The following is a 17157-nucleotide window of genomic DNA, read 5'->3' as shown; positions in this document are numbered from 1 at the left end:
TCATTTTGGGCTTCATACACTTTATGAAGGACATTTCTCGTGCGCTCTCTTCTCATTTTGGGCTTCATACACTTTATGAAGGACATTTCTCGTGCGCTCTCTTCTCATTTTGGGCTTCATACACTTTATGAAGGACATTTCTCGTGCACTCTCTTCTCATTTTGGGCTTCATACACTTTATGAAGAACATTTCGGGTGCGCTCTCTTCTCGTTTTGGGCCTCATACACTTTATGAAGGATATTTCGGCTCTGCTCTCTACTCATTTTGGGCTTCATCCCCTTAAGATAAAAATCGCATAACCGTTACAACTATAAAAGACTGCCTAGAAGAAGCTTTCCCCTTCAAAGACAGCCCGCAATTATCTGTATATTTCTTTATCAATCAAGGCAACTTATATCTATATAGGTTCTTCTTCTCGTCTGAATGCATGATTGATTAGTTAAGTTCCGTATTAAGAAAGGAAGTTGTTATATGCCGATTCAATATCAAGACCAAGTTAGTCTTTTAAAGGATATTTTATCTGACCATCAAAGTGAATGCTGTGGTACTGTAGCTGAATGTGAACAGTTGGAAAGAGTTCTTAAGTCTTTAATGGCCAATTCACAGACAGAGGCTCAAGCAAAAAATGTATTTGAGAATATTTATTATTATAGTCAAAGCGGAAAAAATTCAGCATCTCTTGATGAACATATTGAATCACATCAAGATCAGCTTTCACAATGGATTCAAGATATAGACAACCTTACGTAAGGTGTGACATTTTCTTTAAGATGTGGTCAATATGCTCAATCCAATTTTGTAATTCTTGTTCACTGTTTTTGCCGAAGTACCATAGGTATGATGTGATTGCCTGTAAGAGCACGTACCAATAAATTCTTGTTTTTAACTGCTGATTGAGCTCTAGTCCGTATGCGTTAAGCCAATCTTTCCAGTTTGCTTCCTCTATGTACCAGTATAATAGGATGCCGATGTCGATTGCAGGATCAGCAATCATCGCTCCGTCCCAATCGATTAAATAAAGTTGGTTTGTTTCCGATAATAACCAGTTGTTATGGTTCACATCACAATGACAGACAACTTGTTGATTGCATTGTACCTCTGGTAATTGTTTTTCTAACAGTTCTATTGCTTTGTTTATTACGGGTTGATTAATTTTTTCAAATGCAACTGCTTGCTGGATATCATCGAGTATCGAGTTAGGAGTAAGCGGTTGCTTCCCTAAACGTTTTAACATATTTAATAATTCTTTTGACTGATGAATTTTTTTTAGGAGTTCAGCCACATTTGAACCTTTCATATCGGATGGTTTAAGTTCTCGTCCGATGAGACGGTGTTGTGCTGTGATGACATCCCCATTTTCCATCCTTTTTGTCCATACGAGCTTAGGAACGATACCCTCTGCAGAAAGCACAGCTAAAAAGGGTGAACTATTTCGCTTTAAAAAAAGCTCTTGTCCATCCATCGTTGCAAAATATGCATCACCTGTCGCTCCACCAGCAGGAGTAATTTTCCATTCACTACCTAATACTTGTTCAAACCAGTTCACATTCAATTTCAACCCAACATTTCATATAAGTATTATTGAGGCATAACCAACCTCATGTTTGAAATAAAAAGGATAGCTATGGTGATTAATGAAAACTGCACAATAGCCATCCTTATAAATTTTATCTCCATATGATAACGATAGTCAAGCAAAACTAAAATCCTAGTTTTTACAAAAAACATACGTTCCTATCTTTTCGATTTCCTGATTCTTCATGATTGCTTCGTTGTTGTCTAATTGCACAGTATCCGGTGTAACGATTTGCAACCAATTTCCTTCTGGAAGAGTGATTGTCAGGTGGTTATTTAGTCGATTGTTGTGCACAACAATGATTGAAGACCATGGACCAAATTTTTCAACATTCTCTAATTGGTATGCTAAAAGCTGTTCGTGTAGGTTTGGAAATGTTAAATGCTCATTGATTAATTGTGTTGTATCTAATCGAAATGCACGATGCATCTTTCTTAATTTTATTAATCCTTTTATATAGTCCACATTTTCTTTATATTCTGAACGTGCAGTCCAGTTTAACCTATTGATTTCATCAGGTGCATTGTAGCTATTTTCTACCCCATTTTTTGTTCTGAAAAACTCCTGGCCTGCATGGAGAAACGGTACACCTTGTGAAAGGAGTATAATACTTGTTGCTAAGCGGTGTCGCGCCTTTCTTACATCATCTCCTTCATTTGGTGCATAAAGGAGGAATCGATCCCACATCGTGTGATTATCATGTGCCTCAACATAATTTATTGACTGTGACGGTCGATTAAATTTATGAGGAGAGCCCGACACTATTTGTTTCATATGCTCATTGACATTAAGGTTTCCATAAACGAAGCCTGTGTCATGAATACTAAACGTGCTCCCTTTTATGACGTCGCGAGATTCATCATTAAAGAAACTTATCATTGGGGTTTTATTTGCATTTGCAATAATTGCCTTTCGTTCAAATGGAAGCGGTGTATTTAAATCCCAGCCCTCACCTAATAAAAAGGCATCTGGCTTGATTTCAAGTAATTTATGCTGCACTTCATTCATTGTGTCGACATCAAGGATACCCATTAAATCAAAACGGAAGCCGTCTACATCATATTCCTTCATCCAATAAGTTGCGCAATCAACAATCAATTTCCTAACCATATATCGTTCCGGAGCGAGGTCATTTCCAACACCAGTACCGTTAGAGGCAATACCATTTTCATCATAGCGGAAATAATAGCCTGGAACTAACTTTTCAAAAGGAGAATCCTCTTTTGCGTACACATGGTTATAAACGACGTCCAATATAACGCGTAATTGTTGTTGATGCAGTGCTTGAATTAATTGCTTCACTTCTTTAATACGTTCGAGTGGGTTAGCTGGATTTAAGCTGTAACTCCCTTCTGGTGCAAAGAAGTGTAGAGGGTTATACCCCCAGTTATATTGTCGATTTGGCTCGGTTTCATCAACTTCTTCATAGTCGTTAATTGGTAAGAGTTCCACGTGAGTAATGCCAAGTTCCTTTAAATAGGAGACTCCTGTTGAATCACCTTTGTTATTCTCTGTATCGATATCTAGCCAAGCTTTATATTTTCCTTTATGTGACATACCGCTATTATCATGAATTGAAAAATCCCTGATATGTGCTTCGTAAATGATCGCATCATTCTTATTCGGAAATGGCGGGATCGTCTCCTTCGTAATCTTGCAGGATTCTTCATCAAAAATCACACCATATTCGCCGTTAATGGTTACGGCTTTGGCATATGGGTCAACCGCTTCTTTCCAAAGTAGATTAACACAAGCTAGATACGTGTATAAATATCCATCAAAGTCACCATCTAGTGTAAGTGACCAAACACCTGACTGCACGCGTTCCATCAACGTTGTCGAGTATTCTTGTTTTTGCTTATTGTAAATACGTAACTTTACAGATGTTGCTGTAGGTGCCCATACTTTAAAGCTTGAAGATACTTTCGAATAGGTAACACCTAAATCAGAACCTTCGTATTTAAACATTTCATCAAATTGTTTCGTGCGGATAACAGCACCTATTTGCAAATCTGTCTCAAGGCCATTTTCATCGACAATAGAGCAAAGTCGGCCAAACGCATCTGAACAATCTGCGTGACAAATATATTTAATATGGGAACCGATATTCATTTTATCTTGTATATCTAATTGACGCTTCCCATTTATATCTCGTATATAAAACGCTTTCTCTTCACGTTCTAATTCTATAGGCAATAGGATGACGATTTCATTTATGTGGTCTAGATAAGCTTCATATTCCCTGTTTATTTTTAACATTATTAGCCACCCCCACAGTGAAAACCGTGTCTTAGTTAATCATCGTAAGTTCCGATTTTTTCACAGATATTGTAACAAACCCTTCACCAACATCCTCTCCATCTGCATAGATAGATAATGGTTCATCAACCGTAAGTTTCATTTCTTTAAAATTAGTATCGGAAAGTGCCTGTTCCATGTTATTACGAATATTCAAAAGTAAAAGGCTTGCAATTTGGACACGACTCATATTCTGGATAATTGTTACGTTTAACAAACCATCACTAGGTTTAATCTTATTACTATTGTTTAATTGGATAACTCGGTTCGGCAAGTTTGAAATGACCATCAACCAAACATTGTTTAGTTGTATTGATTCTCCATCAACAAGTATCTCTAATGTGAATGGTTTGTAATTGTATAATACCTTGAAAAAGATTGTCATAAACATGAATCGTCGGAAAAGTGGAATGTTCAGCAATGGATTTTTTGAAAACTTTCCAATTTGCTTTCTTATATCTCCGAGAATGCCGATGTCTATGGAACGAAAAAAATATTGACTGCTAGTTTTACCATCTATTTGAAATTCACCTATGTCGTAATAACGTGCTCTTTTGTTTAGCCTTTGTAATATTTCTTTAAGCGCTTTTATAGGATGACCTTCAAATTGAGATTCCCTAACTAAATCATTTCCGTTTCCGACGCGAATAAACCCTATTTTTATAGTTTGGAACGATTTTAACCCATTAATGATTTCGTGTCTTGTACCTTCTCCACCGATACCGATAACGGTCTTGAGATGATAATTTTGAATTGTAGCGACCTGTCTCGCTAACACTTCGGCGTGTCCAGGGTGTTCTGTAAAAAAAGAACGATAAACTACCTTCCTCCGGTCGAGTTCTTTCTTTACTTTATTCCATGTACGGACCGCTTTTCCCTTTCCAGCAACTGGATTTATAATAAAAAACAATAAACTATTCATATCTATTCCCCGTTATCTTTACTAGTTTATGATATTTGTACTGTATCTGTTCATGTCCATCCATATATTCAAAAGGTTGTCTTCGAACGTTTTAACTTTTGCTGAAGTGAAAATCCCCCTGTGAAAACTTACTTTATTCAAGGCTGTTTTCGTAAACATTGTTGCTTTTAACTGCGTTGTCGTTTAGGGTTTGTTTCCTCTTGCAGTACTCGCTTTCCGCGGGGTGGGTGGTGAGCTTCATAGCTCCTTGCGGCACGAACAAGCAAACTTCAGGTCACCTCCCTACGATAAGTCATCATCGATTCGCCATTCGGCTCATCGTGATTCCTAAATCTTTAGTCGATGCCCCTCCAGTTTGTACGTCGATGGGCAAGCCGCCTACGCTTTTCGTATTCCTCAGCGTAAACGCCTGCTCACGTCTCACCTCTCCCACGAACCCGCAGGAGTCTCGCACTTCCACTCCAACAAACCCTTAAAAAGGTTAGTGCAAAAAGCCACAAACTTTTAGAAAAGAGCCTTATTTAAAGACACTACCTAATATCTTGGCATATATCGATTGCCAAAAAGCATTCTACAAAAAGAAATAGGACAGAATCGTACTTGTCCTATTTTAAATATACTTCTATTTATATTATGTTAAATCCCGGTCTCATCTTCCTCATCCTTCCATTCTTTTCGGTACGATGAGTTAGTTAAACAATGAGAAAGTAATTGCTGTGCAGCTTTCAATTGAACATGCTTTAATGGAGCTGAAGAATTCCTTAACCGTTGAAACCAATCTTTAAAGGTCCGCTTATCTAAAATCGTAATATCATGTGGTACAAATGGATAGTCAATATAACCATTTCGGCTAATTAGCATTTTTTTGACCGGCAGCTCGATATCACTTGTTGCGAGAACCTTTTCAATTACTGTCCCTGTTCGATTTAAGCCGATTAAAGGATTTAAAATTTTCTTTACGTCTTTTCCTCTTCGGGCGTCCCAAAACTTTTCCTTAGAACCAGTATAAATCGCTTCATTGCTCTGTTCCATCATCGTAATACAAAATACTTCTGTCGTACTGATTAAAATGATATCAAGCTCGATAGGTGCGTTTTTCAGTTGAAACACAGGCCGATATAATAATAAATATTGGTCTGGGAGGCGTTGAATGTAGTATTGTAACAACTGATCACGGTAAACTTTACGGTCGACTTCAGATTTTTCTCTTAAGGTTGAGCTAGCCCAACGGACCTGAAACCGGAAAATATAATCTAAAAATAATTTTTTTAAATCATCTTCTGTCCGAGGAATCGTTGTAAACTGAAATTGCAGTTCATCGTCTTCTAGAACTGATTCATTTATTAGTGGCTTAATAACTGGTTCAATTTCTTCTTCTTTTTTTAGTCTCCCCTTAATTTTTTCAAGGATCGATTTTTTTTCTTCCGTTTCGATTTGAAGTGGAATTGTTGGTTCACTTACTCTCATTACCTTATGAAATTGATTCGTGCTCCAAGCAGCATAGACTTTTTTCCATTGCTTTCTTTTAAACCGGATAAATTGACTTGGATAACGGTATGCATCGAGCTCATAACGTGAAATATAATCATATAGTTTTACTAATTGTGCCAACCGTTAATCAGCTCCTTCTTTACAATTACTGCATCTATTCAAACAAATATGTATCGCTACTGCTACTTAACCTGCAATTGATTAATTGCTTTTTACTCTCTACTTATATATATCGTTAAAATTTAAAATAATTATAGTATCTATTTGAACTATTTTACTATTAATTTTCTAAAGGTAGGACTTCTATTGCTTCATACTTTGGTATTCGATTTAAATGAGTTTGATAAACATGAATCTCTTCAACAGTAAAGGGTGAGATATCTAAATTAAACTCTTGCTGCCAATCTGTTAACGAGAACGGTTCGTCTGCTTTCCATTTACGCGCCAACGTTATATGAGGATTGAATGGTTTTTTATCAAGTGAAAAACCTTCTTCTAAGCAGGCATGAAATACTTCCCTTTGTAAATACTGTAAGTGGGATGATTCCTTTACACTTGCCCAAAAAATTCTAGGTCTTTCCCGTTTACCAAATACATTAATCATATCAATTTTCAATTCAAATCGAGGAATTTTTGAAACGATGTCCCTGACACGATTTGATAGGTTAATGAGTTGTTCACGTGAAGGGACAGCGCCTAAGAAAGCCAAGGTAATGTGATAATCTTCCTCATGAACAAATGATTGAAACTTTAATTGTTCTTTATTTTTTATTATCCAGTTATGAAGCTGTTGTTTTTGAGCCTTTTTTATCGGTACTGCAATAAAAAAGTGTGCGTGCTGATTCATCATAATCACCTTTCTCTTTTAACTCGACTGTATTTACTAGTTTATCCTACAATGGACCGACTATTACTTCTTATTCATTTGGCTGAATAGCTTATTGTTATTAGTAGAAATATTGACTTGTATCAAATGAAACAAATATTATTTTTCTCAGGTTACATGATTAGCTAGATTTAACTCAATGATAAACCTAGCATGCGGATAGGATTTTAAATCTCATTATGTTATGATTTTATATGATTCGTTAAATCAAAGGAAGTGACAGAATGAAACGTGTAGACAACATTGCAGACCTTATTGGTCAGACACCATTAGTTAAATTAAACAGACTGAATCCAGAAAACGGAGCATCTGTGTATGTTAAGCTTGAATATTTTAATCCTAGTGGCAGCGTTAAAGACCGTGCCGCATATAATATGATCATTGAAGCTGAAAAAAAAGGTCTATTAAAACCAAACGCGACAATAATAGAACCTACTAGTGGAAATACAGGTATTGGATTAGCAATGAACGCAGCGGCTCGTGGCTATAAAGCGATTCTCGTAATGCCTGATACGATGACCGAGGAACGTATTAACATCTTGAAGGCATATGGAGCTGAGGTCGTATTAACACCTGGGGATGAAAAAATGCCTGGCTCAATTCGGAAAGCTGAACAGCTTGCAAAGAAAATTCCAAATTCATTTGTACCTATGCAATTTGAAAATCAAGCAAACCCTGACGCACATCGCCATACTACCGCAAAGGAAATTATTGAAGCGATGGAGGAAATCGGCAAGCCATTATCCGCATTTGTCGCAACAGCTGGGACAGGTGGGACGATTACAGGTACTGGTGAAGCATTAAAAGAGCATTTTAAACAGTTGCGTGTTCACGTTGTTGAACCAGCGGGATCCCCTGTTCTCTCTGGTGGTAAACCTGGTAAGCATAAATTAGTTGGGACAAGTCCGGGTTTTATTCCATCGGTGCTTAATCAAAAGGTTTATGATGAAATCTTAAATATAACAGATGAACAAGCATATGATATTACGAGACGAATGGCCCGTGAAGAAGGAATTTTAGTAGGACCATCTTCAGGTGCAGCATGTTACGCAGCAATTGAGGTTGCGAAGCGATTGACTCCTGATGATGTTGTTGTGTGTATGATCGCTGATACTGGTGAGCGGTATTTATCTAGTGATGTTTTTCAATTTGAAGATTAAATTTTTAAGTAGGGCATTCTTTAGTCACACATAAACTAAAGAATGCCCTTTTGTTTCATATTTACTTAGCTAGTTCATAAATAGCTTGTGCATAAATCGCTGTTGCTTTTAATAAATCTTCAATTTCAATATACTCATCTTTTTGATGGGCAATGTCCGGTCTGCCTGGGAACAATGGTCCGAAGGCAACACCTGCTTCCAATGACCTTGCATACGTTCCACCACCAATTGCAATCAGTTCTGCCTTCTCTCCAGTTTGCTCCTCATAAACCTTTTGTAACGTTTGGATGAGTGGGTGTTTTTCATCGACATGGTGTGGCTTTGAATCATTGAAAGTTGATAACTCAACACCGCTTATTCCTTCAAGCTTTGCTTTGATCTCGTCAGAAGAACCTGTGACAGGATAGCGTATATTAATGCCGATTTCACAAGCTCCCTCTGCTTGGTAAGAGATAATCCCTACGTTTACTGTTAAATCGCCACTAATGTCATCTGCATAAGCGATTCCAAGCTTTTCCCCTCTTGTATCATGATGAAAATAATCTTGAATGAGCTTTACATATTGCTCTCCTCTATGGTCTAAATCTAACTTATGTAAGAAAGAAGCTAAGATAAGTCCTGCATTTACACCGTTATTCGGCTCCATCGCATGTGCTGACTTTCCTTTAATCGTAAACATGTACTCATTATTCACGAGTTTATATTCACCCGTTACGTTTGAACTCGTTAAGCATTCACCGAATAATTCATTCATATTTAATAACTCTTTGTCCGTTGTCATGACTGCTTCTGCATAATCAGGCACCATATTATACCGACGGCCAGATTCAAAGGACTTTAACACGAGCCCATTTGATTCTTTTTCCTCAGAATTACCTATCGTTAGTTTCGCGTCAATAATTCCCTTTTCGGCATAAATAATCGGAAAATCTGCATCAGGAGCAAAGCCTAATGTGGGCATTTTCTCATGTTTAAAATAATGCTCGACACAACGCCAATCACTTTCTTCATCCGTTCCAATAATCATCCTAACATGTTTCGATAAATGTAATCCTAACTCTTTAACGATTTTCATTGCATAAAAGGCAGCGATCGTCGGTCCTTTGTCATCCAATGCTCCGCGGGCAAATATTTTTCCGTCTCTTATTTCTGCTGCATACGGGTCGCTCGTCCAGCCATCACCTTCTGGAACGACATCAACATGACAAAGAATCCCGACAATCTCTTCACCACTACCTTGCATTTCAATATGTCCTGCATACCCATCAAGGTCTAACACGTTAAAACCTTCTTGCTCACCTAGTTTTAGTAGGTGTTGATATGCTTTATGAATCCCTTCTCCAAAAGGTGCCCTTTCTGATTTCGTCGATTCATCTAACACACTTTTAATTCGAAGATAGTTTTGTACATCTTCGATTAGCTCTTCTTTACGTTTTGTAACTTCTTCATTCCAATTCATTTGTGAAAACCTCCTACTATATAAATGTATCACAACTATTGCTAACTATATTAGTATGCTAAAAAGTTTCTTAAACGAACCAAATTAACGGCTTATGAATGATGAGATCGTACATACTAAAGTATAGACAGATTTATCGGTTAATTCTCGGGAAGCCATAAGTTTCTAATGAACAATAAGCTCTATACTATGATTAAGAAACTTTTTTACCATATAAATCTCAATAGTTAAATTTCTTCAAAAGAATTAAACGAAATGCCAAAAAACTATTGCAATATAAATAATAAACGAATATTATTAGAGTTGTTTTTAAAAACGTTCGTAAAAACGGGGGTACATATGTTTAAGTTAGCAGAGAATAAAACGAATGTCAGAACAGAAGTATTAGCAGGGATTACGACCTTTTTAACGATGGTCTATATCGTTGTTGTCAATCCAATTGTGTTATCTGATGCAGGAGTTCCATTCAATCAAGTATTTACAGCAACGATTATTGCGACAATTGTCGGAACACTATGGATGGCGCTAGCAGCAAATTATCCGATTGCGATTGCACCAGGTATGGGCTTGAATGCATTTTTCGCTTACTCTGTTGTAGGCGCAAATGAAAACATAGATTATGTGACAGCCTTTTCGGCCGTTTTTGTCGCAGGGATTATCTTTATCATTTTATCATTAACACCTTTCCGTAAAAAATTGATTGAAGCGATTCCTAGTAATTTAAAACATGGAATTACAGCGGGAATCGGTTTGTTTATCGCGTTTATCGGATTACGTCTTACCGGAATCATAACAGCTGACCCGAATAACTTAGTGAAGTTAGGTGACCTTCACTCCGCACCAGTAATATTAGCGGTTATCGGGCTTGCGGTGACATTAATATTAATGAGTTTAAATGTTCATGGGGCATTATTTATTGGAATGGTTATTACAGGAATTATTGCGTACTTTACAGGACAACTTGAGTTTAAAGAAGGTTTTACGTCATTACCAAGTCTTCCTGATGGAATCATTATTGCCAATCCATTTACTGCAATTGGAGATGTGATTTCACACGGACTATATGCTGTCGTTTTCTCATTCCTATTAGTAACGATATTTGATACGACAGGTACTATGATCGGTGTCGCCCAACAAGCAGGCTTAATGAAAGGTAATGAATTACCGAAGGCACGAACAGCATTATTAGCTGATTCGGCTGCAACAACTGTAGGGGCAATGTTCGGGACAAGTCCTACGAGTGCCTATATTGAGTCATCATCAGGCGTTGCTGCTGGTGGTCGGACAGGTCTAACAACCTTAACCGTATCAATATTGTTTGGACTCACTCTATTCTTTAGTCCACTAGTTGCTGCGGTATCGAATCTTTCCGCAATTACTGCACCTGCACTCATTATCGTCGGAAGCTTAATGATGGGGGCAATCGCCGAAATTGATTGGAAAGAGCTTGATGAAGCATTCCCTGCATTTCTTGTTGTACTTAGCATGCCATTAACGTCGAGCATTGCAACAGGGATTGCCCTTGGATTTATCTCATATCCAATTGTAAAAATTGCAAAAGGGAAATGGAGAGAAGTTCATCTCTTTGTATACATTTTCGCAATTCTGTTCTTTATTCAACTCGCCTTTATCGGGGGACATTAATACGAAATGTAAATAATGAGAAAGCCGATTGATAGGGAGGTCCATCCTCCTATTAATCGGCTTTTGTATGATCTCACCATAAACAACTCGTGCTCATTTAGTGAGACTGCATTATCTATTCTACTTAGAGTGTGAGTGTGAAAAAATGACTTTTGCCCGTATTTAAGGCAGAAGTCGTTTTTTATATTTCATTATTTTTCTGTTCATTTTCTTTATAAGCTAACCTAAAAACAATATCCTGATCGTAATTCCCAAATCCACTCCCAAAAAGGGTTACCCCGCCGACATGATCACTATCCTCCTGTACAGCAATTCGAAATGTCCACTGCTTTTCTCGTACATGAATATCGTCTAAAGTGACTGCAGATAACGGATTCCCATCAAGGAATGTCCCTTCACCTGTAATCCGGATATTTTTCAACAGACCATATTGATTTACGACACTTGGCCACCATTCTGGCGTGAATTTCCCGCGACTATCGCCATAGTCACCAGGGCTTGTCCATTGTCCCAAATGGACATCATTTAAGTAAAAGTCAATATCTGACGGCCAGTTACTATTTGTAAACGGTGCTTCTGATGAAAGTTCAAGTGAAATTTCCAGTTCTTGGGGATGCTGACTCGTTAATAGGTAATTGGATAATCGATACTCTATATAGCCTTGATAAAACCATAAAATTTTTGCATTGACCCGTTCACCTTCAAAGAAATAACGAGGGTCATCAAACTCACCGATAATTTTTTCAGGTGTCGCCAACCCACATGTCGGACGAATTTGCAAATCCGTAAAGTGGCCGATTGACACCTCCATTTGATGAAAATCACGGCTCACCGGTTTCTTCGTTGGAAAAACAATCTCCATCCGGTCCATGTAAAGGACACAAAGCTTCTGTACCCCACCTTTACCAGGGACTCGGTCAGTACGAATAATACCCGCCTTTTCAAGCTTTTTCACATGCATACTAATAATTGCACTGCTTAAACCTAATGCTTCCGCTAATTCCTTCATATTTCTTGGTTGATCCGCTAATAAATGAATGATATTTATTCGCACATTGCTGGCAAGCGCTTCAAATACTGGCAATGAATGTTTTGATATATCTAGTTCCATAATGGCCCCCAATATGTATTTCTACAAATATCATACCTTTTCATTATTGTTTGGACAAGACTATTGACGCAGGATTGCCCAATGTTTATATTCAATGACGTATCATGTCTACAGTCAAAGTTTGTTAATTAGTCTCTTATGAACGCTGTTTACCGAAATACTCTTTATGATTTATTATGGAAGGTAAGATATGGAGGTTGCTCTAAAATGAAGAAACCAATAATACAATCTTTAGTTATTTCCTTTGTCATTCATTTGATTTATTTCGTTGGGACATTCGTAGTAGGTTATATTAAAACTAGGAATTACAAGCCTGATTTAGTGTCTAATTTGGAAACGATTGAAACACTCCAAAATGAAGTGGCTTTTGGGATGGTCTTTTCACCGCTGTTGTTTTTATTTACGTTCATAGGAGTTGCACTAATTAGTGGTTTCGTGATTAAGCTCTATCGAAAATTACGGATTTAAGAAATTCAAATAAAAAATTTATATAAACATAAAAGCAAGTGGAATCCGATAAATTCATCCACTTGCTTTTTACTAGCCCTATGTTTATTGTTTTGTTAAAATAATCGGTCCATCCTTCGTAATCGCAATTGTATGTTCAAATTGAGCTGAGAGCTTTCCATCGATTGTTCGGGCTGTCCAGCCGTTATCATCCATTTTCGATTCCCATGAACCAACATTCACCATCGGTTCAATTGTAAAGACCATGCCTTCTTTAATGCGAAGCCCTTTATTTGGTTCACCATAATGTAAAATCGTTGGAGCTTCATGGATTGTTTTTCCGATACCGTGACCAGTAAAGTCTCTTACAACAGAGAATCCTTCTCCCTCTACATAGGATTGGATCGCATGACCGATATCACCGAGACGATTTCCAATGACAGATGCAGCAATTGCTCGATTTAACGCTTCCTTAGTTACGTGTAAAAGTCGTGCTGCTTCATCAGATACTTCGCCGACAGCATATGACCATGCTGAATCAGCTAAAAATCCGTTTAGATTCACTACCATATCAATTGTAACGATATCGCCTTTTTTTAATGGGGTATGTCTAGGAAACCCATGGCATATTTCATCATTTATTGAAGCACATGTTGCATATTCATAGCCTTTATAGCCCTTTTGCTCAGGCGTTGCTCCATGCTTACTTAAGTATTTATCAACGAATGAATTGATTTCATATGTTGTAATGCCAGGCTTAATTAATTTTGCTATTTGTTTATGGCAATCGGCCAATAATTGACCTGCTTTTCCCATTAACTCAATTTCTCGTTTGCTTTTTAATGTAATCAACTGGTGTCCCTCCGTAAAAATACTCTTGGATTAGTATATACAATAAGGATAACATGAATGACAGGCAAGAAAAACAATCGCGCCTTTCGTTTCATATCAAGATGAAAACTGAGCTTCGATTGACATAGTTGCATAGTAGCTCTATCTAATTAGGTAAGTTTATTGGAGGGACACTTAGAGGTAGTTTCAATTACATAGAGAGGTGTTTACACAGGTATTTCATAAAAACGCGGTACTTCAGAAACAAAACGACTACAATGTTAAGCAGCAATACTTGCTTAAAAAGACCAAAAATAAAAAAATCCCATCTTTATGCTACTTACAATGGGAATTCACTTCGTTTCTATTTTTTTCAGTTCATAATAAATTGTTACACTTTGTGTACGGATATCGTTGATGTGATCCATGTATTGGCTAGCCATATTTGAAAAATCGATGTCACATTCATCAATAAAACGATGCTGTGCATCTAATTTTCTCTTAATCTCTTCATTTATTTTATCGACCAATTTACCATTGCTATGTTTCATTTCGTTTTCCATAAATGATGAAAATTCCTGACTTAATTCCCTTAGCCTCGCTATACTGGTTGCAAAAGAATTAGTCTTATAGTGAAGATTTACATGCGGATGTAGGTCAATATCCATTTTGTAAGATTCCATCCTAGTATCACCTCTACTTTATATCAAAAATCTTTGTAATCATTTCCTCACGCTCAAAAAGCTCCTCGATTGATTCTCTCATTTTTTTAACAAGCTCCCATTCTTCTTCCAAATCTTGCTCTGCTGTCATGATCATTTGGTCAAATGTTTGAGAAATCGTTGCCGGCATTGCTGGGATGTATTCATGAATATTTACTCTCTTTAACTCATAGTAATCACTTGGTAAGTATAATTTTTTCAATAAGTGTGTTTGCTGCTTAGGATTTGCTTCCATGCTATGTATCCGATTCATTAGTCCTTGTTTTCTGGATGTATAATCATCAATGTATTCTATTAGAAATTGTGTTTTTAATCGTTGAATGGCATCTCGCTTTTCCTCGAGTATTAACATCCCTTTTTGATAAATACGTACTGCAGAGGAAAGGTTCACCTTAATGCTACCTTTTGTGAGGTACATATCATGTCGTCTGTAGCTGACTCTTCCATCCTTTGCTAAGGTATTGATTACTTTTCCAAGTCCATGTGCGTCGACATTGACATGAAAAGTATCAAGTAATTTCTTTAATCTCTGTTCAATGATGTTTTTGTTACTAAGAATATTAATAATACTATCTAATAGGGCATTACTATTATTCTTATTATCTAGAAAATCCAAGGCTTCAATCAATAGAGCTTTGTCAATGTTTTGAAGACTAGTTCGAATTTCATTTAATGATTCTTCAATGACTTTCTTGTCATCTAAAGTAATATAGTCAGTATTTACTAGCTCCTGTAAAATAACATCTGCATTTTTATTTAATGTATCAAATTGTTCAAGAAATTTAGGTACCTTCTTTGACATATCGCTTATCATAGGGCCCATTTTCATTAAAATTAGACCACGTTCTACTATATTTAATCCATCAGCTGAATACTCTTCCTTTAAATCAACAATTTTAGGATCAAAACCAGTGAACTCCTTGATAAACCCATCAAAGCCATCTTTATTATAGGACATTGAATACTCTGACATAAAATCTTGTATCTTTATAATCTCTTCATCTGGTATTTTTTCGATAATATCTTTGATTCCACCAAATTTAGGGTCTGTATCTAAAAAGTCTTCTCTAACTCCAATATCAATAAAACCCCTGACACGTGTCATATTGTAAAGCATGTCCTCTTCTGCAGTAATATGATGGATTGTAGTCTCGTCGATTTTGTTTTTGTAGTAGTCTTCGGTGAATTTTTTGAGTTTTTCTGTGGGGATGGTATTTATTTCTTTCGGTGAATTAATATTAAAATTCATCCTTAATTTATTTAAAAATATCTGATCAATTTTTACTAGCTGATTTATACTCGGAGGAGCTCCATTTATTACATACACATCTTCAAATCTTTGATTGATGAAATTTGTATCATTAGAATGATTTGCTAGGTTGTAATCATCAGGTGACATCATTTGTAAAAGAACAATATTATTTCCACCTAGAGAGTGTCCAAACCCCAATTTTTTAAGTTTAGGTAGTCTATCTTTCAAATTAGTTTTACTGTTTATTTGATTTAATATCTTTGTTGTAACCTTTTCATCAAATTCTTTCGCAATATTAAATTGCGCTGAGTTAGCTCCAACAAAAATACCTTTTAAATTATATCCCCAATCAAGTGGTCTCCAATTATCTTTTTCCCTTGATTCACTTCCTCTTGTTATTGTAATAGCTTGATTTAATTGGTTTTCGACACTTAAAAAATGAATAATTGTCCCATCGAGACCATAATCTATACTTTTCTTTTTGTACTCGATTAATTCAACATCCGACAAATATACAGTAACTTCAGCAGGGATTTCCTTACCTGTCTCCTCAAAATATATCCTTTTAATCTCACTTTCCAATTCTTTTTCGTTATAATTTTCATATTCAATATTCATTATTCTTGCTCTTAAGATATCAGTATTTAATAGGTCCTTATTATTCATACCTAGCTTCCCCAAGTTTCACTTTTTTAAAATTAACCGATTTCATTAACATCAATGCACGTTCCTCTTCTTTATTTTCATCTATAGTACATTCTCTTGCATTTTCATCGTCAAAACAACTTATTGAATATTGATATTTGAAACCCTGTTCCGTTTTATTATCTCTAATATAGCCAAAATAGTAATAAACTGTATTTATCCTACCATCATTGGTTTTTATAGGCGTTTTTTTCTTTGCAAAATAAATAGTTTTGTTCTTCTCATTTATTTCTGTATATTGACCATTATAATTCATTAAACTTGATAAATTTTTCAAGAAAATATCGATATATGTTTCTGGAGAAGAATTGTCAAATGTTGTATAAACATTATAAGAGTAATTTTCCTTCTTATTGCTTCCCACAAATATTATCTTTTCAAAGGTATTTCCATTATTCTCATAATGTCCCTTCGTGGCATCTGTGGGCCACAACATCGAATACCCGCCTGTTTTCGAAGTATACAAATAATATCCATCCTGCACTTCCTCTGTTGAATCTAACATTTTCCGAGTATCCTCATCCTGAAATGCTGGTGTTTTTGGCCATTCCTTTGGTTCTACTTCTTCTTTTTTCATCGTACAGCCTCCTGCGAATATTAGGGTACCTACTATGACGTATAAAAACCATGAGCGCATTCTTTGAACCCCTTT

The 17157-nt window shown here is 36.3% G+C and carries 16 protein-coding genes; 4 read left to right on the top strand and 12 right to left on the bottom strand.

Translation table 11 applies throughout. The annotated features are described in order from the left end of the window. The first annotated feature begins 472 nt into the window (after positions 1-472). Complete coding sequence (locus J2S19_RS11770) at positions 473-751, top strand: YtzH-like family protein (RefSeq protein ID WP_307341803.1); 279 nt, start codon at positions 473-475, stop codon at positions 749-751. Here the strand turns inward: J2S19_RS11770 and J2S19_RS11765 are convergent. From J2S19_RS11765 to thpR, 6 genes are all read right to left on the bottom strand, one after another. Then, positions 744-1547, bottom strand: a complete 804-nt coding sequence (locus J2S19_RS11765; RefSeq protein ID WP_307341800.1) for a phosphotransferase family protein — start codon at positions 1545-1547, stop codon at positions 744-746. The genes J2S19_RS11770 and J2S19_RS11765 overlap by 8 nt on opposite strands. Before the next feature lie 162 nt (positions 1548-1709). Continuing rightward, positions 1710-3836: a type I pullulanase gene (gene pulA / locus J2S19_RS11760; protein ID WP_307341797.1), complete on the bottom strand. Its 2127-nt coding sequence runs from the start codon at positions 3834-3836 to the stop codon at positions 1710-1712. Between the two features lie 31 nt (positions 3837-3867). Continuing rightward, positions 3868-4797, bottom strand: a complete 930-nt coding sequence (locus J2S19_RS11755; RefSeq protein WP_307341792.1) for a diacylglycerol/lipid kinase family protein — start codon at positions 4795-4797, stop codon at positions 3868-3870. 295 nt (positions 4798-5092) lie between these two features. Continuing rightward, positions 5093-5221, bottom strand: a complete 129-nt coding sequence (locus tag J2S19_RS11750; RefSeq protein WP_307341789.1) for a hypothetical protein — start codon at positions 5219-5221, stop codon at positions 5093-5095. A gap of 212 nt (positions 5222-5433) precedes the next feature. Beyond that, positions 5434-6408 (bottom strand): NERD domain-containing protein, encoded by a 975-nt coding sequence (locus J2S19_RS11745; protein ID WP_307341786.1) that lies wholly within the window; start codon positions 6406-6408, stop codon positions 5434-5436. A gap of 160 nt (positions 6409-6568) precedes the next feature. Further along, positions 6569-7138: an RNA 2',3'-cyclic phosphodiesterase gene (gene thpR / locus J2S19_RS11740; RefSeq protein ID WP_307341783.1), complete on the bottom strand. Its 570-nt coding sequence runs from the start codon at positions 7136-7138 to the stop codon at positions 6569-6571. 260 nt (positions 7139-7398) lie between these two features. Here thpR and cysK point away from each other — a divergent pair, with 260 nt between their 5' ends. Next, positions 7399-8334, top strand: coding sequence for a cysteine synthase A (gene cysK / locus J2S19_RS11735; protein ID WP_307341780.1), 936 nt, complete (start codon positions 7399-7401; stop codon positions 8332-8334). A 61-nt stretch (positions 8335-8395) separates the two neighbouring features. On the opposite strand, the gene pepV is transcribed toward cysK, so the two are convergent. After that, entirely contained in the window at positions 8396-9793 is a 1398-nt protein-coding gene (gene pepV, locus J2S19_RS11730) for a dipeptidase PepV (RefSeq protein ID WP_307341777.1), read from the bottom strand. A gap of 339 nt (positions 9794-10132) precedes the next feature. Here pepV and J2S19_RS11725 point away from each other — a divergent pair, with 339 nt between their 5' ends. Then, positions 10133-11437, top strand: coding sequence for an NCS2 family permease (locus tag J2S19_RS11725; RefSeq protein WP_307341775.1), 1305 nt, complete (start codon positions 10133-10135; stop codon positions 11435-11437). Between the two features lie 181 nt (positions 11438-11618). Here the strand turns inward: J2S19_RS11725 and J2S19_RS11720 are convergent, their stop codons facing one another. Beyond that, positions 11619-12548, bottom strand: coding sequence for an ArsR/SmtB family transcription factor (locus J2S19_RS11720; protein ID WP_307341773.1), 930 nt, complete (start codon positions 12546-12548; stop codon positions 11619-11621). 207 nt (positions 12549-12755) lie between these two features. Between J2S19_RS11720 and J2S19_RS11715 the strand changes: the two genes are divergently transcribed. After that, a complete protein-coding gene (locus tag J2S19_RS11715) occupies positions 12756-13016 on the top strand; it encodes a hypothetical protein (protein ID WP_307341770.1) in 261 nt (86 codons plus the stop codon). A gap of 84 nt (positions 13017-13100) precedes the next feature. Here the strand turns inward: J2S19_RS11715 and map are convergent, their stop codons facing one another. The 4 genes from map to J2S19_RS11695 all read right to left on the bottom strand — a co-directional run bounded on the left by map (position 13101) and on the right by J2S19_RS11695 (position 17082). Further along, positions 13101-13847, bottom strand: coding sequence for a type I methionyl aminopeptidase (gene map / locus J2S19_RS11710; RefSeq protein ID WP_307341767.1), 747 nt, complete (start codon positions 13845-13847; stop codon positions 13101-13103). Positions 13848-14179: 332 nt separating this feature from the next. Next, complete coding sequence (locus tag J2S19_RS11705; RefSeq protein ID WP_307341763.1) at positions 14180-14509, bottom strand: hypothetical protein; 330 nt, start codon at positions 14507-14509, stop codon at positions 14180-14182. 13 nt (positions 14510-14522) lie between these two features. Beyond that, positions 14523-16466 carry a DUF6792 domain-containing protein gene (locus J2S19_RS11700; protein ID WP_307341760.1) on the bottom strand — a complete coding sequence of 648 codons (1944 nt, stop codon included), beginning with the start codon at positions 16464-16466 and terminating at the stop codon, positions 14523-14525. Then, complete coding sequence (locus J2S19_RS11695; protein WP_307341757.1) at positions 16459-17082, bottom strand: YvcA-related protein; 624 nt, start codon at positions 17080-17082, stop codon at positions 16459-16461. The genes J2S19_RS11700 and J2S19_RS11695 overlap by 8 nt, the downstream gene beginning before the upstream one ends. Positions 17083-17157: the final 75 nt, after the last annotated feature.

Source organism: Metabacillus malikii (assembly GCF_030813355.1).
In the GTDB taxonomy this organism is placed as follows: domain Bacteria; phylum Bacillota; class Bacilli; order Bacillales; family Bacillaceae; genus Metabacillus; species Metabacillus malikii.
The sequence above is the reverse complement of the archived record's forward strand: the minus strand, read 5'-3'. Positions and strand labels throughout refer to the sequence as shown.